Origin of the sequence: Pseudaminobacter soli (ex Li et al. 2025) (assembly GCF_029892515.1) — a bacterium.
GTDB classification, from domain to species: domain Bacteria; phylum Pseudomonadota; class Alphaproteobacteria; order Rhizobiales; family Rhizobiaceae; genus Pseudaminobacter; species Pseudaminobacter soli_A.
Genome location: NZ_JARXVF010000008.1, coordinates 103,756 through 126,363, shown reverse-complemented (window position 1 = coordinate 126,363; position 22,608 = coordinate 103,756). Strand labels below are relative to the sequence as shown.

Genomic DNA, 22,608 nt, shown 5'->3' with positions numbered 1-22,608 from the left:
CAGTGGATCGGCCGAGTCAATCCGCGTTTGCGAAGGGCGGGACCTGGATTTTCGGCGGCATCACGGCGAGCACCTTGAACAGGTTTCCCATGGCGTCGGGGCCGGCCAGGCGCTCGACTTCGCTGTGGATTTTGTCGCGGCCGATGGCGTCGGCATTGGCGCCGAGCCGGCCGGCGCGCTCGAGAAGACCCATGCCCAGCAGGAAGTCGCCCTGGGTGGCGAGATGCGCGGCAAGGTCGTGACGGCGCGCGGCTGCCGCGAGCGCCTGGAAATCGACATGCGAGGTGATGTCGGCAAGACCCGGGCTCGCCAGCACATCCTCGTAGCGGTGCTTTCGCAGCGCCTGCAGCGTGTCACCGACGCCTGGCGTGAAATAGCCGTAGTCGATGAACAGGCCCGCTCCGCCTGATGTGGAGATGCGAGCCGCAATGGTTTCCATGAGAGCGCTACGCGCAGGCGCGATTTCCACGATCGAGCCTTCGGGCGCCTGGGCCGCATCGGCCGGCAGCAGGGACGGATCGAGCGAGCCGGCGCCGGCGACGAATTGCAGGTCGCCGGCATCGTCGAGAGCCACGGCGCGCTCCCGCCAAGCGCTGCCCGCACGGACGAACTGGCGGGTCGGAATAGCGTCGAACAGCTCGTTTCCGACGATGAAGAGCGGAAGCTGCGGCAGCGCGTCGATGGTCTGGTGCCATTCGATAGCGGAGGCGAAATCGCCGAGGGTTGCCCTTTGCACGTCTGCAAGCCGCGGGCTGGTCTCGATCAGGGCAAGTCTGGCCTGCTTGAGAAAGGCCGGGTCGAGCCTCGACAGCGTGCGCAGCATGTCCTTCATCAGGGTGCCGCGGCCGGGGCCGATTTCGGCCAGCGCGAAGGGCGAAGGGCGGCCGGCCGCATCCCACGCCGTGTGCAGCCAGACGGCGACCAGCTCGCCGAACATCTGACTGATCTCAGGCGCGGTGGTGAAATCACCGGCGACGCCGAAGGGCTCGCGCGTGGTGTAATAGCCCTGCTTGGGGTCGAACAGGCACAGCGCCATGTATTCGGCCACCGAAATGGGGCCGCTGGCGGCAATGAGATCTGCGATGCGCTGCTTGAGGTCGGTCATGCGGGAACTGCGGCGGCGGGCTTTGCGGTGGCCATGGCCCAGATGCCGAGCAGGACCATCGGAACCGACAGCACCATGCCCATGGTCAGCCAGCCGCCATAGAGGTAGCCGAGTTGCACGTCGGGCTCGCGGAAATACTCGGCGAATATGCGCGAGCAGCCATAGCCGGCCACGAAGGCGCCGGAGACAAAGCCCGGCCGCTTCAGCTTGAAGAAGACGTGGGTGAGGATGCGCAGCACGAAAAACAGCACCAGACCTTCGAGCGCGGCTTCGTAGAGCTGGCTCGGGTGACGCGTGAACGGGCCGCCATTGGGAAACTCGATTCCCCAGGGCAGGTCGGTCGGCCGGCCCCAGAGCTCGGAGTTGATGAAGTTGGTGAGCCGGACGAGGCCGAGCCCGACCGGAACGCCCGCGGCGATCACGTCGAACATGGTCCAGACCGGAATGCCGCGCGAGCGCGCAAACAGGATCATCGCCACCGTGGTGCCGAGAAAGCCGCCATGGAACGACATGCCGCCTTGCCAGACGGCGAAAATGTCGAGCGGGTTCTGCATGTAGCGGGCGAAATCGTAGAACAGAACATAGCCGATGCGGCCGCCAAGCACGACGCCGACCGCCGCCCAGACCAGGAAGTCGTCGAGATCCTCCGGCTTCATCGGCAGCTTGCCGTCGGTCCACAGCTTTGGATTGGTCACGAGGCTGCGGCCGTACCACCAGGCGAACAGGATGCCCACGATATAGGCCACACCGTACCAGTGAATCGCCAGCGGCCCCACATGGAGGATGACCGGGTCGATATTGGGAAAGGGCAGGGCAGCCAGCGGCAGGGCGAGATAGTTGCTCAAGAAAGTCTCCCGATCGGACGAACGGCTTGGCCCGGACCATGCGGCAGGCTTTTGGCAGGGTCAAGGCGAGCGTTGTCGAAGGCGGCTGCCGACCCGGGATCCCATTAACCACGGCAAGCGCCGAAAGTGTGACGTCGCAGCCGCCCGGTGGCCAATAGTCTTGCATTCAGGGCGCCACAGCACTACGTCGAAATGGCAAAAACGAGGTGCTGCCATGTCGAACGGTCCGAACCGCATTATGGATGAATTTGCCAAGTTGGTGACGGATGCCGCGGGTGCTGCGCAGGGCGTTCGCCGCGAGGTCGAGACCGCCTTCAAGAGCCAGGCCGAGCGCATCCTCAATTCGATGGATGTGGTTCAGCGCGAAGAGTTCGAGGCGCTGCGCGAGATGACCCTCAAGGTGCGTGCCGAAAACGAAAGACTGGCAGCGCGGGTAGCTGAACTCGAGGCCAAACTCGGAAATTCTTCGGAAGAAGTGTCCGAAACGGGCGCAAAGCGCACCACAAAGTCTTCATCCAAAAAATAATTCGTTAATCTTATCCACATAGGGTCATTTCGAAAAAGCGCTTTCGGCTGAATCGCTTACCCGGCTTGCATAAAATTTTGAGTCAGCCGGTTTCCACACCCTATTCGCCTCTTCCGTAAAAAGGGGCTGGTAACGCGTATCCGCATCAATACACTGAATTTGTTGCATGATTCGAAACCGAGTCATGCGCCGGGCGGTGGGGGTCCGGTTCTAGTGTTCCTGTATGCTGATCTTTCCTGCCGACCAAACTTCTAGAGATAGTGTGTTCGCGTGTGCCCGTCCCGCGGAGCCTTCAGTTGTGCTCCGAGAACGTCAGGAAGCATTTTATGGAACTTGTCGAACTGGAATTTGCACGCGAAATCCACCCGGTGGATGTGATCGAACAGGTCGCCCACAATAACGAATGGTCGTTCGAGCGCACCGGCGATGATGAGATTGCCATCTCCGTCACCGGCACCTGGACCGACTACCACGTCTCCTTCTCGTGGATGGAAGACTTCGAGGCGCTGCATTTGGCTTGCGCCTTCGACATCAAGGTTCCCGAGTCGCGCGCCGTCGAGATCATGCGGCTCTTGTCGCTCATCAACGAGCAGATGCTGTTCGGCCATTTCGATCTCTGGGAGCAGGAAGGGGCGATCATGTTCCGCCAGTCGCTGCTTCTCGCTGGCGGGGTCGAGCCGACCAGCCAGCAGGTCGAGGTGCTGCTGTCTTCCGCGCTGGAAGCCTGCGAATGCTATTTTCAGGCCTTCCAGTTCGTGGTCTGGTCGGGTACTTCTGCCAGGGAAGCTTTGGCGGGCGTCCTGTTCGAGACCCGCGGCAACGCCTGAGACTGCTTGGAAATGACTGCGCATAGCGAGCGAAAGCCTGAGATAACCTTCGCCGATTTCGACCGTGTCGACATCCGCGCCGGCACGATCGTGGAGGCGGAGCCGTTTCCCGAGGCGCGCAAGCCGGCGTTCAAGCTGAAGATCGATTTCGGCCCAGAGATCGGCGTGAAGAGATCGTCGGCGCAGATCACCAAACACTACACGATCGATACGCTGATCGGGCGGCAAGTGTTTGCCGTGGTGAATTTCCCGCCGCGCCAGATCGGCAAGTTCATGTCGGAAGTGCTGACAATGGGCTTTCCGGACGAGAACGGGGATGTCGTTCTCGGCGCCATAGAGCGACGCGTGCCCGATGGCGGCCGGCTGTACTAGCCAAGTCGCCGGCTGACCAACTGATTTGCAGACCCGATAACAAGCAGCTTGAGCGCGCCAGCCATCCCGGCGGCGCTCTTTGTTCCGGTTGTATTCACACTTCCTCAAGTGCCCTCGCGCTACCCATCAGGCTCCGGTCGGGGGACCGGATGGGCAATGGGGATTTGGGCAGGCCTTTGTCGGCCTTGCTGTCGGGGGCAGTAATTGAGCAACAATTTTACCAAGACGACATCCGTGTCGTGGTTCGAGCGCATCAAGCAATCGGTGATCGGTGCGCTGATAGGCGTCCTGCTGGTGGTTGGCGCGGTGGTCCTTCTGTTCTGGAACGAAGGACGCGCGGTCACCACGGCGCGCTCGCTGGCCGAAGGGGCCAGCGCGGTGGTCACGGTTTCCAGCGAGGCGATCAGCGCTGCCAATGACGGCAAGCTGGTCCATACCAGCGGCACGGTGACGACGGACGAAACGCCGACGGACGAAGAGTTCGGCGTCGAAGCCAAGGGCATAAGGCTCGTGCGCACGGTCGAGATGTACCAGTGGCACGAGGCCACCAGCCACGAAACCAAGAAGAATATCGGCGGCGGCGAAGACACCGTTACGAACTACACCTATTCGACCGACTGGTCCGAGGATGCGGTCGATTCTTCGAAATTCGAGTTTGCGCAAGACCACGACAATCCGTCGATGGACATCTCATCTGGCACGTCGCAGGTCTCGGAGGCCCAACTGGGCGCCTTTGCGCTCGGCCAGGCCGTGCTGGACCAGGTTGGCGGCGATGAACCGCTGAAGGTCTCGTCGGCCCAGCAGGGCGCGATCGAGGCGGCCTATACCGGCTCGGCCAAGCTCTCGCTGGCCGATGGCGGCATCTATCTCGGCAACGATCCCAAGAAACCGGTCGTGGGCGACTATCGTGTCCGCTACAAGCTGGTGCCGCTCGGCGACATCAGCGTGATCGCCAAGCAATACGGCAACAGCTTCGAGGGCTACCAGACCAAGGCGGGCGACGAGCTCTTGCTGGTCGAGCGCGGCAAGGTGTCGGCCGACAAGATGTTCGCCAACGCGGTCAGCGAGAACAACATTCTCAGCTGGATCCTTCGTGCCGTCGGGCTGGTCGTGCTGATGATCGGCTTTGCCATGATCATGGAGCCGATCGGCGTGATCGCTGACGTCATTCCGTTCCTGGGTGACATCGCGCGGCTGGGGACGGGGCTTGCGGCCTTCCTCTTCACCATCATCGTCGGCACGGTGACGATCGCGATCGCCTGGTTCTACTACCGTCCGCTGCTGGCGATCGGGGTCGTCGTAGTGGGCGTCGCCCTGACGGTTGCGCTGCTGCGCTTCTTCAAGGCGCGCAAGCAGGCTGCAGTGGCCCCTGCATAAACCGTCTTGCTTAGTTGGAAATCCCCGGGTGCTGGTTAGGCCGGCACCCGGATTATGGCGCGGAGGCCGCCGAGCGGGCTCTGCTCGAGCATGATGTCGCCGCCGTGGCTGCGGGCGATGTCGCGGGCGATGGCAAGGCCAAGCCCGGTGCCGCTGGCATCCAGATTGCGGGCCTCGTCCAGCCGCACGAACGGCTTGAACACTTCCTCGCGCTTTTCCTCCGGTATGCCCGGGCCATTGTCGTCGACGATCACGGTCAGCGAGCCGCGCGTGTGGGTGGCGGTGACGCGCACCTCCTCGGCATAGCGGAAGGCATTGCCAACCACGTTGGAAAGCAGGCGCGTGAAAGCGGTCGGCCGCACATGGATGACGCTGTCGCCCGTCAGCGAGGTTGCGAGGCTGCGCTGGCGTAGCTTGGCCTCTTCGCTGAGCTTTTCGAAGAAGGCTTCGAGATCGAAGCGGCCCGGGTCCTCCGCCGCCTCGCCGCGCGCGAATTCGAGATAGCCTTCGAGCATCGACTGCATGTCGTCGATGTCCTGGTTCAATGCCTTGAGGTCGGGTTTCTTGCCGGAGAGGGCAAGCGTCAGCCGGAAGCGGGTGAGGATGGTGCGCAGGTCGTGGCTGACGCCGGTGAGCATCGCCGTGCGCTGGTCGATCTGGCGCTCGATACGCTCGCGCATTTGGATGAAGGCGAAGCCGGCGCGCCGCACCTCCTCGGCGCCGCGCGGGCGGAAATCGCGCGGCATCGGGCGGCCCTTGCCGAAGCTCTCGGCGGCTTCGGCGAGCTGCAGGATCGGCCGGATCTGGTTGCGCAGGAACGGAATGGCGATGACCAGGAGCACCAGCGAGGTGCCGACCATCCAGATCAGGAAGATGTGGGTGTTGGAGGCGTAGGCCTGGCTACGGCGCACGAAGACGCGCAGCACCTTGTCCTTGAGCTGGACGCGCACCTCGACGATGTTGGAGTTGCCGACCGTGTCGATCCAGAAAGGACGGTTGATCTGCTTGGTGATCTCCGACGAAAGCGTCTGGTCGAGTAGGGAGAAGAAGGGCTTTGGGCCCGGCGGCGGCAGCGGGTCGGGCGGCAGAAGGTCGACCTTCAGCGCCAGCCGGTCCTGCGCGATGCGGATGACGTTGGCGTAGTCGTCGTCATGCGGGAAGGTCTCGATCATGTCGATGATGGCGGAGATGTCGCGCGTCACCGCCTGCGACAGGCGCAGGGTCACCGTCTGCCAGTGGCGCTCCATGAAGACGAAGGCCACCACCGACTGCAGCAGGATCATCGGCGTGATGATGATGATGAGCGAGCGCGGATAGAGCCGCTTCGGCATATAGAGCGAGATCAGCCGCCAGAAGCGATGCCAGGTGCGGCGCGCGGAAATGGCCGCGCGGCGCGTGCGGGCGGCGAAGCTGTCGTCTTCGGGGCTGTTCAATTCCGTCGTTGCCATCTGCGCTTCCATCGCCTGGCGGTTTTGCAACCGGCGGGCGGCTACTCGGAGAAACACTCTATGCCACATGCGAGGCAGGGCAGGGCGCAAAAAGAGGAAAAGCCGCGCGGCGTGTCGCACACGCCTGCAGCTTCATTTCTTCGCGCCCGTTTTGCAAGCACGTTGCTCGGCCTCGCATCCGAGCAAGGGTGAGAGGCTCTATATAGGCCGGACACCGGAACCTCCAAGCCGCAGATGGGCGCATTTCTCCGTCAGTCGAAGCGCGCCTTCCGACGTTCTTGGAGCATGATCTTGTCCGAAAAGTCTGCAACTTTTCGGGATCATGCTCTGGCTATTCGATGCTCAGCCTGTAGCCGATGCCGCGGACCGTCTGCAGCCAGACCGGGTTGGACGGGTCGCGCTCGATTTTGCGCCTCAGGCGATTGATCTGCACGTCGATGGTGCGCTCGCCAACCTCGGAATCGCCGCCGACCAGTTCGTGGCGCGGAATGGTCTCGCCGGCGCGCTCGGCGAAGATCGCCAGGATTTCCTGTTCGCGGTCGGTCAGCTTCAGCGGCTCGCCGGCCTTCTTCAATTCGCGGCGCGCGATCTGGAAGGTGTAGGGGCCGAATACGAGCTGCTCGACCTTGGGCGTGGCGACCGGGCCGCCGCGGCGCAGAATGTTGTTGATGCGCAGGATGAGTTCGCGCGGGTCGAAGGGTTTTGGCAGGTAGTCGTCGGCACCCGCTTCGAGCCCGGCGATGCGGCTGTCGGTTTCCGACAGCGCCGTCAGCATCAGGATCGGCACCTGCTTGTCGGTGCGCAGGGATTTTGTGAGGTCGACGCCGTTTTCGCCGGGCATCATGACGTCGAGAATGAGCAGGTCGAAATCGAGGCCGGCCAGTTTGCGCCGGGCCTCGGCTGCATTGCCGGCGACGGTGATGCGAAAACCGTTCTCGCTCAGATACTGCTTAAGAAGATTACGGATACGGGTATCATCGTCGACAACCAACAGGTGCGGAGCGTCGTCGTCCGGCACAGTTGGATTGTCGGAAATATCATTCGTTTCCATCTTCATTTCCTGACGCGTTTCCGGGCAGCTTGTCAATCTGCGCTCTCAAATCGGGGTTGACCATCGCTTTCAGAAACCGTTCGATCCCCTCACGTTCGGTCGCGGAAGAACTCCCCAATGCAGCACGGATGCGGCGTGACTGTGGCCGCGCCAGGGCCAGGGCCAGCGAACGACCCTTTTCGGTTGGATAGAGCTCGCGCTGGCGCCGGTCATACTCACCCTGCACCTGGGTGATGTGACCGGTGTCGATCAGCTGCTTGAGCACGCGCGCAAGGCTCTGCTTGGTGATCTGCAGCACGTCCAGAAGCTCGGCTACTGTCAGACCCGGCATGCGGTTGACGAAGTGAAGCACCCGGTGATGGGCGCGGCCGAAGCCGTATTCGGCCAGGATCTGGTCCGGATCGGAGGTGAAATCGCGATAAGCGAAGAAGAGAAGTTCGATGATGGACAGGTCGACGCCGTCTTCGCTGGTGATAGCGGTCTTGATTGGGGTGGCGTCGGTGCCGGTGCGATCCGTCATGGCTTTCCTTGCAGGGCTCTCAAAAATTATGTCAGCCTTGTTGACATATTTAGTGGCGGTGGTAATTTTTGCCAAGCTTTCGGGGGCAAATGCGAACGAAATGGCAAGTCTGGACGGTATTCCTTGGAATATCGTGCAATCTGCCTTGTTGCCCATAATGGCCCACGCTTCAAGCTACCAGCCGCCCTTGCGGCCGGTCCCGAACGATTAGCAACAATGAACTTGTGCGGGCAGGACCCGCCGGAGGTTTTCTATGTCTTCGGTTCCCTTCGATCAGCTCGATGGTTTCATCTGGATGAACGGCGCGTTCGTCAATTGGGCCGACGCCAAGATTCACGTACTTACCCACGGTCTGCACTATGCAAGTGCGGTGTTCGAAGGCGAGCGCGCCTATGGCGGCGAGATCTTCAAGCTGACCGAGCACAGCGAGCGCCTGCATGAATCGGCCCGCATCATGGGCTTCACCATTCCCTATTCGGTGGCCGAGATCGACGACGCCTGCCGCAAGCTCCTGCAAGTGCAGGGTTTTAGCAACGCCTATGTGCGGCCGATCGCCTGGCGCGGCAGCGACTCGCTTGGCGTTTCGGCGCCCAACAATCGCATCAACTGCGCCATCGGGATCTGGCAGTGGCCGAGCTATTTCAGCCCGGAGCAGAAGCTGAAGGGCATCCGGCTCGACCTGGCCGAATATCGCCGGCCTGATTCGCGCACCGCGCCTTGTCATGCCAAGGCGTCGGGCCTTTACATGATCTGCACGATCTCCAAGCATGCGGCCGAGGCCAAGGGCTATTCCGACGCGATGATGCTCGACTGGCGCGGGCAAGTGGCGGAAGCCACCGGCGCCAACATCTTCTTCGTCAAGGAAGGCAAGCTGCACACGCCGAAGGCCGACTGCTTCCTGAATGGCATCACGCGCAAGACGGTGATCGACCTCGCGCGGGCGCGCGGCATCGAAGTGGCCGAGCGCGCCATCATGCCGGAGGAGCTGGATAGCTTCGAGGAGTGCTTCCTCACCGGCAGCGCGGCCGAGGTGACGCCGGTCTCCGAGATCGGGCCGCACCGCTTCCAGCCCGGCGCTATGTGCAAGACGCTGCTCGAGGACTATGCGGCGGCCGTGCAGCCCAAGCATGCGCAGGCTGCCGAGTAAAAGTAGCTTCCGAATAGATATGATGAGCATGAGACGGGCGGCCAGTGGTCGCCCGTTTCTATTTTAAACTCAGATATTTGACTTTCCTGAAATTCGGCGTCTCATGCTGATATCGGCTCCTACGAGTCGTCTTACTGTTGGAGGGATAGTAATATGGAAGCGCTTCTCCCTATCATCATTCAACTTGTAACCGGCGCCATTGGTGGTCTCGGCGTCGGAGCCGCCCTCAAGCAGGCGGCGATGAGTGCGGCAGTAAAGGTTATCTCGGGTGCGATCGGCGGTGTGGTCGGTGGTCAGATACTCACCAATCTTCTCAGCGATCCGAATGTCGCTAGCGCCATGTCGGGCGCTCTCGGCGACGGGGTCGGCGGCCTTGTGGGCGGCGGCGTTCTGACGGCTATCGTCGGCGCAGTCATGGGAGCGATGAAGAAAAGCGCATGAGCCGCTAATCGACCTGATTTCCTCTCTCGACCATGGGCGGCTTCGGCCGCCCATTTTCATTGGCCACAGCGTTCACCACGCCCGACATGGACCTTGCGGGCAATCGTGCCTAAATGAACGCCGGACAATGGAAAGGAACATCATGGGCCAGCTCAACGCAGGGATCGTGCCGGTCACGCCCTTCCAGCAGAATTGCACGATCCTGTTCGACGCCGACGACAAGACGGGCGTGGTGGTCGATCCCGGCGGCGATGTCGAGAACATCCTTGCCGCCATCGAGGCCAACGGCATCAAGGTCACGGCGATCTGGCTGACGCACGGCCATATCGACCATGCGGGCGGCGCGATGGAACTGAAGGACGCGCTCGGGGTCGACATCATCGGCCCGCATGAGGACGATCGCATGCTGCTCGACAATATCGAGGCGCAGGCACAGCGCTTCGGTCTGCCGGGCGCGGTGCGCAACTGCGTGCCCGACCGCTTCCTGACCGAGGGCGAGGTGGTGTCCTTCGGCGACCACAAGTTCGAAGTGCTGCACTGCCCAGGCCACGCGCCGGGCCATGTCGTCTACTACAATCGCGATGCGAAGTTCGCCCATGTCGGCGACGTGCTGTTCAGCGGCTCGATTGGCCGCACCGATCTGCCGGGCGGCGACCACGCGGCCCTGATCCGCTCGATCAAGGAAAAGCTGCTGCCGCTTGGCGATGACATCGGCTTCATCTGCGGTCACGGGCCGGGCGGTCGCTTCGGCGAGGAACGCCGCAACAATCCGTTTTTGGTGTAGGTGAGGGCTTACACCGGCTCCCGTACCTGCGCGATGCGGCGATAGATGAACTCGGCACCCTTGTCCGTCTTGGCGGCGGCCTGGGCGTCTTCCACCAGCATGCCCATGCGCGCATGGATGGGCGACTTGATGCAGGCGGGATCGGTGGCGGCAGGGTCGCCCGCGATCGCCATGGCCTGGCAGCGGCAGCCGCCCCAATCGATCTCGCGCCTGTCACAACTGCGGCAGGGCTCCTGCATCCAGTCGGTGCCGCGGAAGGCATTGAAGGCGGGCGAGTCGGTCCAGATCTCGCGCAGCGAGCGCTCGCCGAAGCGCTCGAAGGTCAGCGAGTGGATGGTCTGCGCGGCGTGGCAGGGCAGGACCGTGCCGTCCGGCGCGACCATGAAGGCGTCACGCGCCCAGCCGCCCATGCAGGGCTTCGGGTAAGTGGCAAAATAGTCGGGCGTGACGAAGTCGATGTTCATGATGCCACGCAACCGCTCCTGCGCCGCAGCCACGATTTCCATCTGCTTCTCGACGGCCTCGCGGCTTGGCATCAGCGCGTCGCGGTTGACCAGTGCCCAGCCGGAATACTGCACATTGGCGATCTCGAGCCGCTCCGCGCCGAGCGAGAGCGCAAGTTCGATGAATTCGGGCACTTCCTCGATGTTGTGGCGATGGATCGGCGCGTTGATGGTCAGCGGCAGGCCGGCGGCGCGCACGCGCCGCGCCGTTTCCAGCTTCTGCTCGTAGGCCGAGTGGAGATGGGAGATGAGCTCGGTTGTGGCGGGGCGGGCGCCCTGGATGCTGAGCTGCACATGGTCGAGCCCGGCTTCCGCCAACGCGCGGATGCGCTCTTCGGTGATGTTGACGCCGGCGGTGATGAGATTGCTGTAGACGCCGCGCATGGCGAGGCAGTCGACGAGCTCTTCCAGATCGCGGCGCACTGTCGGCTCGCCGCCCGACAGATGCACCTGCAGCACGCCGAGATCAGCCGCCTGACGGAACAGCTGGGTCCAGGTCTGCGTGTCGAGCTCGCGGTTCCCCTTCAGTAGCTCCACCGGATTCGAGCAATAGGGGCACTGCAGCGGGCAGCGATGCGTCAGCTCGGCCAGCATGCCGATCGGGGGGAAGAGGGTAGCTTCGCTCATGTCTTCACCAGCAGCTTGTCGGTCCACTCCTGGAGGAAGGCGGTGACGTCGGCGGCGACGTCTTCCTCGGCGGCGTCATATTCCAGCGCCAGCGCCGATATGATGCCGGCAACCGTGGTCTGCCCGTCGCAATGGCGCAGGATGTCGAGGCTGACTTCGTTCGGCCAGAACACCTTTTCGGGCGACAGCACCGCCCAGGCCCGCCGCACCGGATCGTACTGGATGCGGACATGGCCCGGCAGCGACGGGGTTGCGTCGGGCGATATGATACTCCTTTCGCGCAGCGCCATCATCAGCTTGCCTCCGGCCGGAAGGCGCCCGGCGGTATGTGGCTGGGCTCGCAATAAGCGTGCATCAGCGCATCGAGCATGGCCCACAGTACGTCGCACTTGAAGACAAGTGCATCGATTGCCGCCTGCTGGCGCTCGGGCGTGTCGGCGTGGAACAGCACATAGCCAAGCGCGAAATTGGAATCGCGCGAGGCCTGTTCCGGGCGCTTCTCGAAATAGGCCAGCGTGTCCCTGGTCACGTAGTCGTATTTGGCGAGGATCGCCGGCACGCGCTCGCCGATGATGATGGGCGAGAACAGCTCGGTCAGCGACGACGCGACGGCCTCGAGCAGGGAACGGCTGGCGCAGAAGGAGAGGTAGGCGCCGACGGCAAAGCGCGTGGCCGGAAGCGCCAAGCGCTCGCACTTGACCATTTCGGCGGGGAGGCCGAGCCCAGTGGCGAGTTTTAGCCATTTGGCGATGCCGCCGTTCCAGCCGTCGTCGCCGTCATGGTCCTCGACGCGCTTGCGCCACTCGGCGCGGAAGGCGGGGTCTTCGGCGCGGGCGATGATGGTCGCGTCCTTGCGCGGGATCGCGGCCTGATAGCAGTAGCGATTGAGCGCCCAGGCCTGCATCTGACCCTTGGTCAGGGCGCCGGCCGTCATCTGGTGATGGAAGGGGTGACGGTTGTGGTAGCGCTCGGCGCCAACCTGGCGCAGCACGTCTTCGAGCTGTGCTGGCGTCAGGCCCCCAGAGGCCGCCTCATGAAAGTCGGTCACAGCTCGATCTCCATCCCGTCATGGCCGATTTCCCAACCCGCAGCACGGACCGTCTCATGCTCGACCGAGCTTTCGTCGAGCACCGGGTTGGTGTTGTTGATGTGCACGAAGATGCGGCGGCCGATCGGCACGTCGGCGAGCTGGCTGATCGAGCCGTCGCGGCCCGACATGGCGAGATGCCCCATGCGCTGGCCGGTCTTGGGGCCGACGCCGGCAAGCAGCATCTCGTCGTCGGTGTAGAGTGTGCCGTCGAAAAACAGGCAGTCGGCACCGGCCAACCGCTGGCGTAGGCCAGGGTCGATGCGCGCGCAGCCGGGAATGTAGAAGGCAGTGTGGCAGTCGTCATTGCTGGCGATGCGTACGGCGATCGTGTCGCCGCTTTCTGACCCGTAATTGTTTTCGGGCCGGGCCGCGTCCTCAAGATAGAGCGCGACCTTACCGGGAACCGAAAACGGCAGGATGCGAATGCCGATCTGCCGGTCCTCGGCGTCAGCCAGCTCGATCTCTTCGCCTTCCATCAGCTGCCGTCGCGGCACGATGGCGGCGTCGAGCACGTTGAAGATGGAATTGGCCTGCAAGGTGGAGAGCACGCGCTCGGTGGCGTAGATGGCAAAGGGCTCACGCTCGCGCAGGCTGAGCAGGCCGGCGATATGATCGACATCGGCATTGGTCAGCACCACGGCGCGGATCGGCGTGTTGCGTGGGCCATCCCCAAGCTGCGGCTGCAACTCGGGCGTGCTGGCGATTTGCTGGCGGATGTCGGGGGAGGTATTGAAGAGCACCCAGCCCAGGCCATCGGCCGAGACCGCAAGGCTGGACTGCGTGCGCGGCCATACGCCAATGGTCCCCGCGCGCGCTGCGCGGCTCAAATAGTAATTGCAGTTCCACTGCGGGAAACCGCCGCCCGCCGCCGACCCGACGATTTTCACGCGCATTGCAGAATCCGTTGCGAAGGTTTTCGAGGCCACACCCTCCACGCCCTGCGGAAGCAGCTCAAAACCGATCGAATTTGTGCGGTAAGCGCTTCGGGCGCGTGCTCACCGGCTGGATAAGCACGCGCCCCTCGCGGCTTACTTCTTGGGAGTGATCTCAGCCGGCAGATACCGCGAAATCTCCATGCCCGCGGCGACCTGGCACATGCTTGGCTTGGTCCAGTTCTTCTTCATGATCTTCTCCTGTTGGCCGACCTTCCGAAGAAGGCCGGGTCTCACACGTCAACCATTGCGGTGGCACCTTCTGCAATGGCCCGTCCATCGCGAAATGGACAAATGAAAGGGACTGTCATGAAACAACAATTAAAACAAAGGTTTGGTCGCCAAAAAGCCGACCTTTCGAAAACCCATGTCATGGAGCGAACAGTGGCCGCTTTTCCTCGAGCGGTAGGCCCGCCGTCTCCCAGCCGTCTGAGCCGAGAGGATACCAGAGGACCGATGTATAGCCCCACCCAAGGGCGCGTCTGGCTGCGTTCCACGACATCCAGCAATCGGTCATGCAGTAAAAAAGTATGGCGCGCGACCGGTCATTGCCAGTGTATTTGATCAAAGAATCTTGAAAAAAATCCTCCTGTTTTTGGTTGAGCTCTCCGTAACCGACATTGGCGAGCCAGATACTGCCGGGAATGTCCTTTCTGACCTTATCGCGCCAGATCGTGCCTGCGGGCAGATTGGCTGGCTTGGGCGTGCCCGGCATGACATCGAAGAACACCGCCTTCTTGTCGTGCCAAAGCGCCTCAGCCTCATCCGTCGTCACCACGCGCGCACCCTTCAACGTGTCCGGCGTCGGCGCGCGATAGTCGTCCGTGCGATAGCCGGAGGGCTCGGGTACGCCGCCGGCGAAGGCCGTGACCCCAGTCGAACCGAGAATGCCCGCGACGAGCAGCACCATCATCTCCTTTCGCTTCATCGTCTCTCCGGCACTTTGTTCCGACCCCGCCCGGCCGCCTGCCGGCAACCTTCCAACTCCCGTTGCTATTGCGTGATCGGCTTGTCCTGCTCGTCGAGCAGGGGCACGTTGTATTCCAGCAGCAGCTTGTTGATGTCGCCCTGGTTCTCCTGGATGAACTTGTTCAGCGTGCGCTTCCACTCCTGGTCGGAGGGGCGAACGCCCATGGTGATGCGATAGGTCATCCGCGAGCCGGTATTCTCCTTGACCAGCGGCACCACGGCGAGATCGGAATTAGCCTTGTGGGCGTAGTAGCCGGCCATCGGCCCCCAGATGATCGCAACGTCGATGACGCCGTCGAGCAGATCCTTGACCATCACTTGGCCCATGGAGGGGGAGATGCGCGTGTCGATCAACAGCGGATAGGCCTTGGCGGTCTTCAGCAGCTTGGCTTCGGCCATGTTGGCGGCCGGCGGCGTCCCGCCGACGACGCCGATCTTCTTGCCGACCAGCTTCGGATCCTCGATCGTCTCTACCCCGTCGAGGTCGCCGCCCTTCTTGTAGACCAGCGCGTACGTCGACCGGTAATAGGGGTTAGTGTTCTGCACCAGGTCGTCACCCTGGGCGAACCCCATGATGACATCGCAGCGATTGGCGCCCAGCGTGTTGCGCACGAAGCCGGTGACCATCGGATACCAGGTGTAGCGGATTGATTTGCGCCCGAGCTTGGCGGCCACCATCTCGGCCAGCTTGTTTTCGAAGCCTTCGCCGCTCTGATTGCTGAATGGCAGGTTCGAGGGGTCGGCGCAGACACGCAGCACGTCGGGATCGACCAGTTCGCCGGCCGCGCCCAGACCCGCGCCCTGCGACAGCGCCGAAGCGGGCAGGGCGATCGTCAGCGCAAGGGTCGCCAGGATGCTATGGAGTTTTCCATGCCTGCGGTTCGCCATCACGTCCCACCCATGCACTGGTTTTCGTGGTCCTTGGCCGTCTGGGACTTCTGCTCGTGCTTTTCCGGACGGCCACGCGGCAGATCGCCGACAGCCCGGGCGCGCAGATAGACGTAGAGGTCGTCCAGGTAGCAATAGACGTTCTTGTTGTCGCCGAACGCGGGCATGACCTTCTCATTGCCGGCGCTGAGGTTCTTGCGGCCTTCGGCAACGATCGACAGGAAGGTCGGGTAATCCATGGTCTTCAGGGAATCGACGAGGGCCGGCGCATAGGTCGAGCCAACGCCGTCAGGCCCGTGGCAGACATGGCAATCGGAGTTGAAGCGGCGAAAGCCGCTGAAAGTGTACCAGTCGACGGTTCCGTCGGGCTGGATCTTGAAGGTGGGGTTTCCGTCCGCGTCGAGATACTTGCCGTCTTCCTGGGAAACGGCCTTGGCCTTTTCCGCGTCGTCGGCCAGCGCGGCGCTTGCCACCGGCAGGAAGGAGATGGCCATAGCCGAGAGTACAATGCGAACAAACATTCAGGACCTCATGTCTTGACGCGCCGCAACCAAAACGGCTTCGAGACGGAACGATTGCGACTTGGCTTGGGGTTTGAACTGCAACAACGGGGGCCCGGAGCGGATCGACGATGCGTTCCGGGCCCCCGCTCTTTCATCTGGCGTCCCGTAGGACGGCATTGACTGCGTTTTCCAAGCCGATCATTCCGGCAGGCCGAACACGGTCAGCTGACCGCCGAGCGTCGTGTAGTCTGCAAGCCCGGCATAGCCGCCAACCGCGCCGAGGCCGGCTGTGCCGACGCTCTCGGATTCGGTCCCTTGCTTGCGACCCTGATCGACGGCGCCATGCCACGCGGCGGCGTTCTTCGGCTGCAGCAGGCCGCCGGCCAGGCCGATGCCGGCCCAACCGCCGACGCCGGAGTAAACGGCGATGTACTGCTTGCCCTTGTGCTCGAAGGTGGTGATGTTGCCGATGATGCCGGACGGCGTCTTGAACTTGTAGAGTTCCTTGCCGTTCTTATCGACAGCCTTCAGGTAGCCTTCCAGCGTGCCGTAGAAGACGACGTCACCGGCAGTTGCCAGCGCACCCGACCACACCGAGAACAGCTCGGGCTTCGACCAGACGATCTTGCCCTTGGCTGCATCCCAGGCGATGAAGGCACCCATGTCGTTGCCACCCGGCGCGGGATACATCGATACGGTGGCGCCCACGAAGGGTTGGCCGGCGGTGTAGCTCACGCGATAGGGCTCATAGTCCATGCAGACATGGTTGGTTGGCACGAAGAACAGGCCATCCTTCGGCGAATAGGCTGCCGGCTGCTGGTCCTTGGTACCGAGGGCCGCCGGGCAGACGCCGGTCGTGTTGGTGTCTTCGCCATTCTGCTGGGTCGAGTACTTGGCCACGACCTGCGGGCGTCCATACTGGTCGCTCTTGGGGTCCATATTGACTTCGGTCGCCCAATTCACGGCCGGGTCGTACTTCTTGGCAACCAGAAGCGAGCCGTCCTTGCGGTCGAGCGTGTAGGCGAAGCCGTTACGGTCGAAGTGCACCAGAACGTCGTGCTTCTTGCCGTTGACCTCCATGTTGTCGACGAGGATCATCTCGTTGACGCCGTCATAGTCCCACTCGTCGTGCGGGGTCATCTGGTAGACCCACTTGGCCACGCCGGTGTCGGCATCGCGGGCGAAGATGGTCATCGACCAGCGATTGTCGCCGGGCCGTTGCACGGGGTTCCAGGTCGAGGGGTTGCCGCTGCCGTAGTAGATCAGGTTCAGCTTCGGATCATAGGAGTACCATCCCCAGGTTCCGCCGCCGCCGGTCTTCCACTGCTCGCCTTCCCAGGTCTTGAGGCTGGAGTCCGGTCCTACCGGCTTGCCAAGCTGGGTGGTCTTTTCGTCGACAAGCGTGTCGGAATCCGGCCCCATCGAATAGGCACGCCAAGCTACCGAGCCGTCCTTCAGATTGTAGGCGGTCACGTGGCTGCGGACGCCGAATTCGCCGCCGGATATGCCGACGATCACCTTGTCTTTCACGACCATAGGCGCGTTGGTTCCGGATTCGCCCTTGGAGCCGGTGGTCGATTCACCGTTCTTGGCTTGCCAGAGCATCTGGCCGGTCTTGGCATCGAGCGCGGTAATGGTGGTGTCGGCCTGGTTCAGGATGATCTTGCCATCGCCATAGGCCACGCCGCGGTTGACCGTGTCGCAGCACATGATCGGGATGACGTTCGGATCCTGCTTGGGCTCGTACTTCCACAGTATCTTGCCGTCATGGTTGAGATCGAGCGCGTAGACGATGTTCGGGAATGGGGTCGTCACATACATCACGTCGCCGATGATCAACGGTCCGCCTTCATGACCGCGCAGCACGCCGGTGGAGAACATCCACTTGACCTGGAGGTTCTTCACATTTTCGGCGGTGATCTGTTTCAGCTTCGAATATCGGGTATTGGCATAGTCGCCCGTGGGCATTGCCCAGTTGGACGGGTTAGCAGCAAGCTTTTCCAAGTCATCATTCGCCCACGCTCCGTAAACCGATGCGCCGGTGAGCAGCGCTACGGCCAGTGGAAGGCAGGCGGCTTTCTTGAGTACACGCATTGCAATCCTCCCGGGGTTCACATCAGGATTGAGCCGTTTCGCCCACGCGGGCATCGAGCTATCCATTAGCGGGGAAGTATTTCCGGCAGCGTGTCACGACCTAAGCCAGGTGAGCAGAGGGCACCTATACCGCCCACCTCACTCGGCCTACGAAAGACAGTCGCCGCTCCCTAATGACGGTGACGTCCTTGAAGCCGGAAACATCAAAAGGCTATGTCATTACCCTAGGCAAGGCAAGCATAAAGCCCCCTCAAAATGTTGCGTTGCAGTATAATTTATGCTGCAATGCAGTATATCATGGATGCGTGAAGAAGTTGGACGAAATTGAAGGTTTTTTGAACTTTCTCGCCATGGGAAAAGTGATTTTTGCTACATCGTGTATTGCCTGAGATGAAATATGGAAATGTTTTCGACGGCATATTAAGATAGTTAAGTTTAAGCTATGACTCCGCAGGGCATATTTGCGGAATATTTTCAAAATCTGAAGAAGACGATTGCTTCATGATTTTTGTCATGGCGCGAATTGTAGCGAGGACAAGCGCGAGCCGGGGCTGAAACGCGCCCCTGAAGTGCCTTTGCGACTGTCAGGGTGCATCCTCCTTTGGTCCTATATGCCAGGTTGAAATGGCCGGCAGCGAACGGCCAACTGGACAATCTCGGCTTGCAGCGCCACGCTTGTCGAAGTGGCTGACTTTTGCCCAGAAGTGCCATCGGAGGAGCTGAAGATGTTTTCGAGACTGCCGATTGTCCTGGCCGCCGGCTTGCTCGTCGCAAGCGCCTGTCCATCACGCGCCGCGAACGACTATCCGACCTCAGTTCGGGCCGATTACGTGCTCGGCTGCATGGGTTCCAATGGCCAAACGCATGACATGCTGGAGCGCTGCTCCTGCTCCATCGACGTCATCGCCTCGATCGTTCCCTATGATGACTATGTAGCGGCCGAAACCTTCAGGCGCATGGCCCAGACAACGGGCCCGTACAGCAGCCTGTTCAAGGAGAGCGCGCCGGCCAAGACAGCGGCCGCGGAACTCCGCCGCGCCCAGGCCGAGGCGGATGTCCGCTGCTTCTGAAACCTCTAGCTTGTGAAACCTACAGCTTGGCGGTTTCGAGCGGCCACTGATCCTGGAACTTGTTGCCGTCAGTATCTGTGGCTTCGACCCGAATCGGGTTCTTGCCATCAGGATGGTAGTCGAAGCGGAAATTCGGGTCCTCGGAGATCGAGATACCGCCTTCCATGCTGAAGATCTTCCGGTCGCCCTGCATCACCGATATTTCGTGGATGAAGTGCGGCGGGATGAAAAGCTGGGTCTGCGGATCGCGCTGCAGGCCGGAATTGTTCGGGTGCCGGATCATCAGCTGCAACTCCGGCGACCGGCCATCGGTCGAGTCCTTCGCCGCAAACTGGCGCAGCTTCATCTGGCCCATCGTGGCCTTGGCTTCGTCCTGGTTCTTCACCGCCGGCGCAGAGCATCCGCCCGAAGCCTTGACGAAGGTTTCGGTCATGTAGAGCTCGCCGCCTTGCGTTTCGGCGATCGCCCGCACGAAGGAGTAGTCGTTGACGCGAACGCGGGTCGATAGATGCGTGACGCCCGAATTGTCGCCGAACTTGAAGGTCGCCGCCACGGGCGAGGGGTTCACGTCGATGATGAGCGTGATCGCCTTGACCCCATCGGGAGCTTTGGCCGGATCGATGCGGATGTCGACGGGCACGAGCGCGGCATCCTGCGCCCGCTTGGGCGCCTCGATGCTGATGAGGCCTTCATTGTCCTTGATCGGCCGGTTGGCGAAGACATCGGTCTTGAGACCGTTCCAGGTCTCGTTGGAAGGTGCGTCGGCGGTTTCGGCGCGCGTGAGAGTGGCGGACCCGCTTATTGCGGCAGCCGCAAGCAGCAGCGCCGCCGCCGTGTTGCGAAGCTTGGTACGCCGAACAATGTGGGATGAATCTGACATATGTGCCTCCTCCACCGAAACGTTACAGGTGGTGCCCAGGCTGCTTTGGATGATAGTCCCGCGGCGTTGCCATGGCAAACTTCCCGTTGCTTCGAGCCTCATTCCCATTCGAGTTCCGCATAGGCCGCCGTGGCGTTTCGCCCGTTGAAATCGTCGAACAGCGACCAGCCGTCGTGCGCACTTTGCCCGGCCGTTTTCACCGCCTCGCTGAGCGGTACGCCCGCGGCGATCGACTTCCTCAGATCGGCGGCCAGCGCCTCGAAATAGTGCTGTTCCGTTTGCAGCGCGTCGGGCCAGCCGGCGGAGGCTGGGCCGTGGCCCGGCACCACGCGCGCGGCGTCGACTGCCGCAAGCTCGCTCATCTGCCGCATCCAGCCCAGGAACGAGCCGTCGAGCGTCGGCAGGTGCCCCATGAACACGAGGTCGCCGGCAAACAGCGTTCGCGTGGCCTTGTCGAAGACGGTCACGTCGTTGTCGGTATGGGCTGGTTTCCAGGCGCGCAGCTCGATGCTGCGGCCGCCGAGATCGAGCTCCAGCCGGTCGTCCACCAGCACTGTCGGCGATATGATCTCGATGCCCTTCATCAGCTCGTCGCCGAGCTGCTCGCGATAGCTTTGCAGGTAGTAGCTGCCGCGAGCCTCCAGCGCGCGTGGCAGATTGTGGTGGCCGACGATGGTCGCGCCTGCCTCCCGGAACACCGCGTTGCCGAAGATGTGGTCCGGGTGCATGTGGGTGTTGATCAGGTAGCGGATCGGCTTGTCGGTGATCCTGCGCACGGCGGCCAGGAACTCCTGCGCTTCCGCAATGCTGCCGCCGCTGTCGATGAGGGCAACAGCATCGTTGCCGACGATTAGGCCGAGATTGCAGATGGCGCCCTGGTTGGTAGGCGTCATCAGCTCATAGGCGCCGGAGAAGGCGTATATGCCATCGGCGATCTCGCCCAGCGAGAAATCGCGCGCCGCAGCCGACGCCCGCATCCAGTATCCGCCGCAGCAGGGCAGCATCGCGGTCGTCACGCCCATGCAGGCGAAGCCCTGGATGACATGCCGTCTGCCGAGCAGGATGGTCATGGGTAGCCCATCTCTGCGCGCATGACGCCCGGGAATTTCTGGCGGAAGGAACGCGCCAGATCGCTCATCACCTGCGGGTTGCGCCTCTCGCGCGGAATGCGGATGTCGAAATAGCCCAGCGCATGCGCCGGGCGTGCCGAAAGCAGGATGATGCGGTCGGACAGCATCAGCGCCTCGCGAATGTTGTGCGTGACCATCAGCGCGGTGGTTGGCCGCGCCGACCAGACCGAAAGCACGAGGTAGCGCAGCCGCTCGGCCGTCTGATCGTCGATCGAGACGAAGGGCTCGTCCAGGAACAGAACGCTAGGCCCGATGGCAAAGGCGCGGGCCAGCGCCACGCGGCGGGCAAGGCCGAGCGACAGTTCGGATGGGTAGAGCTCGCGCATCTGCGACAGGCCAAGGCTGTCGAACAGCCGGGTGAGATCGGTGTGGCGCATGGTTTTCGGCAGCGCCAGCCGCACATTCTCCTCGACGGTGCGCCAGGGCAGCAGCGTCGGCTCCTGGAACACGGCGGCGATGCGGCTGTGGTCGCTTCCCGGCAGCTGGAACGAGCCCGAAAAATCGGTATCGAGCCCCAAAAGGATGCGCAGCGTCGTCGTCTTGCCGCAGCCGGAGGGCCCGATCAGGCAGGCGAATTCGCCCTGCCGCACCTCAAAGGCCAGGTTCTTCAACGCCGTCACCGACACGCCCTCCGACGAGCGGAAGGTCTTATCGGCGATGTCCACTCTAAGCGGCGCGGCGGCGCCAACGGGTTGCATATCGTTCAAAGGGCTGCACCATAAGAAGTTCGATGAAAAGCATCACCGCCACGAAGGCCAGCGTGTAGGCGAGGATCGCAGCGACGTCGAAGAGCTGGAAATAGAGATGGATCTGGAAGCCGACGCCATTGGAGCGGCCGAGCAACTCCACCACCAGAACGATCTTCCAGATCAGCGCTATGCCGGTGCGGGCCGACGCGGCGAAATAAGGCTGCAGCTGCGGCAGCAGGATATGCCGCAGGCGGTCGTAGGCGCTGAAGCGGTAGACCTTGGCCATTTCGGCATAGCGCGGATCGAGCGCCCGCGCGCCCTCGCGCATCGTCACCACGACATTGGGGATCTTGTTGACTGCGACCGCGCCGATGGCCGCCACCTCGTTGAGCCCGAACCAGATATAGGCGAGCACGATGATGACCAGCGCCGGGATGTTGAGGAACAGCACGACCCAGGGATTGAAGAACTGGTCGGCGCGCCTGTGGGTGCCAAGCAGGATGCCGATGACCGAACCGATCACCATCGCCACCACGAAGGCCGCAATGACGCGGGCAAGCGTGATGGCTAGGTTGTAGGGCAGCTCCCCGTTGAGCGTGTCCTGCACCAGCACCGCCCACACCTGGTTTGGGTGCGGGAAAGCACGGCTCGGCCAGAGCGAGGCGGCAATGCTCCACAGCAGATAGAGCCCAGCGAGCGAGACGATGACGGTAAGTGCCGGTGCCATCGCGGAAAACGCGCGCCGACGCGGCGGCGCCTCGGTCAGCGGCTCGATGTCGCGGGCCCGGTC

At 62.5% G+C, this 22,608-nt stretch carries 27 protein-coding genes; 9 read left to right on the top strand and 18 right to left on the bottom strand.

Translation table 11 applies throughout. From position 1 onward, the window contains the following. Positions 1 to 16 precede the first annotated feature (16 nt). Together M2281_RS25090 and lgt are read right to left on the bottom strand one after the other, a co-directional pair. The gene (locus M2281_RS25090; protein ID WP_280823929.1) at positions 17 to 1,105 is read right to left on the bottom strand and encodes a class I SAM-dependent methyltransferase; all 1,089 of its coding nucleotides are present in this window, start codon (positions 1,103 to 1,105) and stop codon (positions 17 to 19) included. Then, complete coding sequence (gene lgt / locus M2281_RS25085; RefSeq protein WP_280823928.1) at positions 1,102 to 1,950, bottom strand: prolipoprotein diacylglyceryl transferase; 849 nt, start codon at positions 1,948 to 1,950, stop codon at positions 1,102 to 1,104. The genes M2281_RS25090 and lgt overlap by 4 nt, the downstream gene beginning before the upstream one ends. A 214-nt stretch (positions 1,951 to 2,164) precedes the next feature. On the opposite strand from lgt, the gene M2281_RS25080 reads away from it, so the two are divergent. The 4 genes from M2281_RS25080 (at position 2,165) to M2281_RS25065 (ending at position 5,052) form a co-directional block, all read left to right on the top strand. Beyond that, positions 2,165 to 2,476, top strand: a complete 312-nt coding sequence (locus tag M2281_RS25080) for an accessory factor UbiK family protein (RefSeq protein WP_280823980.1) — start codon at positions 2,165 to 2,167, stop codon at positions 2,474 to 2,476. A 326-nt stretch (positions 2,477 to 2,802) separates the two neighbouring features. Then, positions 2,803 to 3,303, top strand: a complete 501-nt coding sequence (locus M2281_RS25075) for a YbjN domain-containing protein (protein WP_280823927.1) — start codon at positions 2,803 to 2,805, stop codon at positions 3,301 to 3,303. A 12-nt stretch (positions 3,304 to 3,315) separates the two neighbouring features. Then, positions 3,316 to 3,675, top strand: a complete 360-nt coding sequence (locus M2281_RS25070) for a tRNA-binding protein (protein WP_280823926.1) — start codon at positions 3,316 to 3,318, stop codon at positions 3,673 to 3,675. Positions 3,676 to 3,879: 204 nt separating this feature from the next. Continuing rightward, complete coding sequence (locus M2281_RS25065; protein WP_280823925.1) at positions 3,880 to 5,052, top strand: TMEM43 family protein; 1,173 nt, start codon at positions 3,880 to 3,882, stop codon at positions 5,050 to 5,052. 35 nt (positions 5,053 to 5,087) lie between these two features. On the opposite strand, the gene M2281_RS25060 is transcribed toward M2281_RS25065, so the two are convergent. From M2281_RS25060 to M2281_RS25050, 3 genes are all read right to left on the bottom strand, one after another. Beyond that, the gene (locus M2281_RS25060) at positions 5,088 to 6,383 is read right to left on the bottom strand and encodes an ATP-binding protein (protein WP_280823979.1); all 1,296 of its coding nucleotides are present in this window, start codon (positions 6,381 to 6,383) and stop codon (positions 5,088 to 5,090) included. Positions 6,384 to 6,831: 448 nt separating this feature from the next. Next, a complete protein-coding gene (locus M2281_RS25055) occupies positions 6,832 to 7,551 on the bottom strand; it encodes a response regulator transcription factor (RefSeq protein ID WP_280823924.1) in 720 nt (239 codons plus the stop codon). After that, on the bottom strand, positions 7,538 to 8,071 hold the full coding sequence (locus M2281_RS25050; RefSeq protein WP_280823923.1) for a MarR family winged helix-turn-helix transcriptional regulator: 534 nt from the start codon (positions 8,069 to 8,071) through the stop codon (positions 7,538 to 7,540). The genes M2281_RS25055 and M2281_RS25050 overlap by 14 nt, the downstream gene beginning before the upstream one ends. Between M2281_RS25050 and M2281_RS25045 the strand changes: the two genes are divergently transcribed. The 4 genes from M2281_RS25045 to M2281_RS25030 all read left to right on the top strand — a co-directional run bounded on the left by M2281_RS25045 (position 8,070) and on the right by M2281_RS25030 (position 10,443). Then, positions 8,070 to 8,282 carry a hypothetical protein gene (locus M2281_RS25045; RefSeq protein ID WP_280823922.1) on the top strand — a complete coding sequence of 71 codons (213 nt, stop codon included), beginning with the start codon at positions 8,070 to 8,072 and terminating at the stop codon, positions 8,280 to 8,282. The genes M2281_RS25050 and M2281_RS25045 overlap by 2 nt on opposite strands. A 42-nt stretch (positions 8,283 to 8,324) precedes the next feature. After that, positions 8,325 to 9,218, top strand: a complete 894-nt coding sequence (locus M2281_RS25040; RefSeq protein WP_280823921.1) for a branched-chain amino acid aminotransferase — start codon at positions 8,325 to 8,327, stop codon at positions 9,216 to 9,218. A 153-nt stretch (positions 9,219 to 9,371) separates the two neighbouring features. Continuing rightward, entirely contained in the window at positions 9,372 to 9,659 is a 288-nt protein-coding gene (locus tag M2281_RS25035) for a hypothetical protein (protein WP_280823920.1), read from the top strand. A gap of 142 nt (positions 9,660 to 9,801) precedes the next feature. Beyond that, positions 9,802 to 10,443: an MBL fold metallo-hydrolase gene (locus tag M2281_RS25030; protein ID WP_280823978.1), complete on the top strand. Its 642-nt coding sequence runs from the start codon at positions 9,802 to 9,804 to the stop codon at positions 10,441 to 10,443. An 8-nt stretch (positions 10,444 to 10,451) separates the two neighbouring features. Here M2281_RS25030 and pqqE read toward each other — a convergent pair whose 3' ends face one another. From pqqE to M2281_RS24985, 9 genes are all read right to left on the bottom strand, one after another. Continuing rightward, complete coding sequence (pqqE, locus tag M2281_RS25025; protein ID WP_280823919.1) at positions 10,452 to 11,573, bottom strand: pyrroloquinoline quinone biosynthesis protein PqqE; 1,122 nt, start codon at positions 11,571 to 11,573, stop codon at positions 10,452 to 10,454. Beyond that, positions 11,570 to 11,866 (bottom strand): pyrroloquinoline quinone biosynthesis peptide chaperone PqqD, encoded by a 297-nt coding sequence (pqqD, locus tag M2281_RS25020; protein ID WP_280823918.1) that lies wholly within the window; start codon positions 11,864 to 11,866, stop codon positions 11,570 to 11,572. Before pqqD ends, pqqE begins: the two co-directional genes overlap by 4 nt. Beyond that, positions 11,866 to 12,621: a pyrroloquinoline-quinone synthase PqqC gene (pqqC, locus tag M2281_RS25015; RefSeq protein ID WP_280823917.1), complete on the bottom strand. Its 756-nt coding sequence runs from the start codon at positions 12,619 to 12,621 to the stop codon at positions 11,866 to 11,868. The genes pqqD and pqqC overlap by 1 nt, the downstream gene beginning before the upstream one ends. Next, positions 12,618 to 13,556 carry a pyrroloquinoline quinone biosynthesis protein PqqB gene (pqqB, locus tag M2281_RS25010; protein WP_280823916.1) on the bottom strand — a complete coding sequence of 313 codons (939 nt, stop codon included), beginning with the start codon at positions 13,554 to 13,556 and terminating at the stop codon, positions 12,618 to 12,620. Before pqqB ends, pqqC begins: the two co-directional genes overlap by 4 nt. Before the next feature lie 135 nt (positions 13,557 to 13,691). Continuing rightward, positions 13,692 to 13,787 carry a pyrroloquinoline quinone precursor peptide PqqA gene (locus tag M2281_RS25005; RefSeq protein ID WP_106725802.1) on the bottom strand — a complete coding sequence of 32 codons (96 nt, stop codon included), beginning with the start codon at positions 13,785 to 13,787 and terminating at the stop codon, positions 13,692 to 13,694. Between the two features lie 178 nt (positions 13,788 to 13,965). Next, positions 13,966 to 14,505, bottom strand: coding sequence for a PQQ-dependent catabolism-associated CXXCW motif protein (locus M2281_RS25000; protein ID WP_280823977.1), 540 nt, complete (start codon positions 14,503 to 14,505; stop codon positions 13,966 to 13,968). 83 nt (positions 14,506 to 14,588) lie between these two features. Next, positions 14,589 to 15,452 carry a substrate-binding domain-containing protein gene (locus tag M2281_RS24995; RefSeq protein ID WP_280823915.1) on the bottom strand — a complete coding sequence of 288 codons (864 nt, stop codon included), beginning with the start codon at positions 15,450 to 15,452 and terminating at the stop codon, positions 14,589 to 14,591. After that, positions 15,452 to 15,973: a c-type cytochrome, methanol metabolism-related gene (locus M2281_RS24990; RefSeq protein ID WP_280823914.1), complete on the bottom strand. Its 522-nt coding sequence runs from the start codon at positions 15,971 to 15,973 to the stop codon at positions 15,452 to 15,454. The genes M2281_RS24995 and M2281_RS24990 overlap by 1 nt, the downstream gene beginning before the upstream one ends. A 180-nt stretch (positions 15,974 to 16,153) precedes the next feature. Next, the gene (locus tag M2281_RS24985) at positions 16,154 to 18,049 is read right to left on the bottom strand and encodes a methanol/ethanol family PQQ-dependent dehydrogenase (RefSeq protein ID WP_280823913.1); all 1,896 of its coding nucleotides are present in this window, start codon (positions 18,047 to 18,049) and stop codon (positions 16,154 to 16,156) included. Positions 18,050 to 18,774: 725 nt separating this feature from the next. Between M2281_RS24985 and M2281_RS24980 the strand changes: the two genes are divergently transcribed. Beyond that, the gene (locus tag M2281_RS24980) at positions 18,775 to 19,119 is read left to right on the top strand and encodes a hypothetical protein (protein ID WP_280823912.1); all 345 of its coding nucleotides are present in this window, start codon (positions 18,775 to 18,777) and stop codon (positions 19,117 to 19,119) included. A 19-nt stretch (positions 19,120 to 19,138) separates the two neighbouring features. Here M2281_RS24980 and M2281_RS24975 read toward each other — a convergent pair whose 3' ends face one another. The 4 genes from M2281_RS24975 to M2281_RS24960 form a co-directional block, all read right to left on the bottom strand. Beyond that, entirely contained in the window at positions 19,139 to 19,999 is an 861-nt protein-coding gene (locus tag M2281_RS24975; protein ID WP_280823911.1) for a quinoprotein dehydrogenase-associated SoxYZ-like carrier, read from the bottom strand. Between the two features lie 98 nt (positions 20,000 to 20,097). Continuing rightward, positions 20,098 to 21,069 carry a quinoprotein relay system zinc metallohydrolase 2 gene (locus tag M2281_RS24970; RefSeq protein WP_280823910.1) on the bottom strand — a complete coding sequence of 324 codons (972 nt, stop codon included), beginning with the start codon at positions 21,067 to 21,069 and terminating at the stop codon, positions 20,098 to 20,100. Then, a complete protein-coding gene (locus tag M2281_RS24965) occupies positions 21,066 to 21,827 on the bottom strand; it encodes an ABC transporter ATP-binding protein (protein WP_425537802.1) in 762 nt (253 codons plus the stop codon). Before M2281_RS24965 ends, M2281_RS24970 begins: the two co-directional genes overlap by 4 nt. Continuing rightward, the gene (locus M2281_RS24960) at positions 21,796 to 22,545 is read right to left on the bottom strand and encodes an ABC transporter permease (protein ID WP_280823976.1); all 750 of its coding nucleotides are present in this window, start codon (positions 22,543 to 22,545) and stop codon (positions 21,796 to 21,798) included. Before M2281_RS24960 ends, M2281_RS24965 begins: the two co-directional genes overlap by 32 nt. Positions 22,546 to 22,608 lie beyond the last annotated feature (63 nt).

Coding starts and splice junctions, on each gene's coding strand:
- M2281_RS25090 (WP_280823929.1), bottom strand. CDS start 1,105: ATGACCGACCTCAAGCAGCGCATCGCAGATCTCATTGCCGCCAGCGGC.
- M2281_RS25030 (WP_280823978.1), top strand. CDS start 9,802: ATGGGCCAGCTCAACGCAGGGATCGTGCCGGTCACGCCCTTCCAGCAG.
- M2281_RS25040 (WP_280823921.1), top strand. CDS start 8,325: ATGTCTTCGGTTCCCTTCGATCAGCTCGATGGTTTCATCTGGATGAAC.
- M2281_RS24970 (WP_280823910.1), bottom strand. CDS start 21,069: ATGACCATCCTGCTCGGCAGACGGCATGTCATCCAGGGCTTCGCCTGC.
- M2281_RS25045 (WP_280823922.1), top strand. CDS start 8,070: ATGGCTTTCCTTGCAGGGCTCTCAAAAATTATGTCAGCCTTGTTGACA.
- M2281_RS25000 (WP_280823977.1), bottom strand. CDS start 14,505: ATGGTGCTGCTCGTCGCGGGCATTCTCGGTTCGACTGGGGTCACGGCC.
- M2281_RS25055 (WP_280823924.1), bottom strand. CDS start 7,551: ATGGAAACGAATGATATTTCCGACAATCCAACTGTGCCGGACGACGAC.
- M2281_RS25060 (WP_280823979.1), bottom strand. CDS start 6,383: ATGCCGAAGCGGCTCTATCCGCGCTCGCTCATCATCATCATCACGCCG.
- M2281_RS25005 (WP_106725802.1), bottom strand. CDS start 13,787: ATGAAGAAGAACTGGACCAAGCCAAGCATGTGCCAGGTCGCCGCGGGC.
- M2281_RS25035 (WP_280823920.1), top strand. CDS start 9,372: ATGGAAGCGCTTCTCCCTATCATCATTCAACTTGTAACCGGCGCCATT.
- M2281_RS25075 (WP_280823927.1), top strand. CDS start 2,803: ATGGAACTTGTCGAACTGGAATTTGCACGCGAAATCCACCCGGTGGAT.
- M2281_RS25080 (WP_280823980.1), top strand. CDS start 2,165: ATGTCGAACGGTCCGAACCGCATTATGGATGAATTTGCCAAGTTGGTG.
- M2281_RS24980 (WP_280823912.1), top strand. CDS start 18,775: ATGTTTTCGAGACTGCCGATTGTCCTGGCCGCCGGCTTGCTCGTCGCA.
- M2281_RS25050 (WP_280823923.1), bottom strand. CDS start 8,071: ATGACGGATCGCACCGGCACCGACGCCACCCCAATCAAGACCGCTATC.
- M2281_RS24960 (WP_280823976.1), bottom strand. CDS start 22,545: ATGGCACCGGCACTTACCGTCATCGTCTCGCTCGCTGGGCTCTATCTG.
- M2281_RS24985 (WP_280823913.1), bottom strand. CDS start 18,049: ATGCGTGTACTCAAGAAAGCCGCCTGCCTTCCACTGGCCGTAGCGCTG.
- M2281_RS24990 (WP_280823914.1), bottom strand. CDS start 15,973: ATGTTTGTTCGCATTGTACTCTCGGCTATGGCCATCTCCTTCCTGCCG.
- M2281_RS24975 (WP_280823911.1), bottom strand. CDS start 19,999: ATGTCAGATTCATCCCACATTGTTCGGCGTACCAAGCTTCGCAACACG.
- M2281_RS25070 (WP_280823926.1), top strand. CDS start 3,316: ATGACTGCGCATAGCGAGCGAAAGCCTGAGATAACCTTCGCCGATTTC.
- pqqD (WP_280823918.1), bottom strand. CDS start 11,866: ATGATGGCGCTGCGCGAAAGGAGTATCATATCGCCCGACGCAACCCCG.
- pqqB (WP_280823916.1), bottom strand. CDS start 13,556: ATGCGCGTGAAAATCGTCGGGTCGGCGGCGGGCGGCGGTTTCCCGCAG.
- pqqE (WP_280823919.1), bottom strand. CDS start 11,573: ATGAGCGAAGCTACCCTCTTCCCCCCGATCGGCATGCTGGCCGAGCTG.
- M2281_RS24995 (WP_280823915.1), bottom strand. CDS start 15,452: ATGGCGAACCGCAGGCATGGAAAACTCCATAGCATCCTGGCGACCCTT.
- M2281_RS24965 (WP_425537802.1), bottom strand. CDS start 21,827: ATGCAACCCGTTGGCGCCGCCGCGCCGCTTAGAGTGGACATCGCCGAT.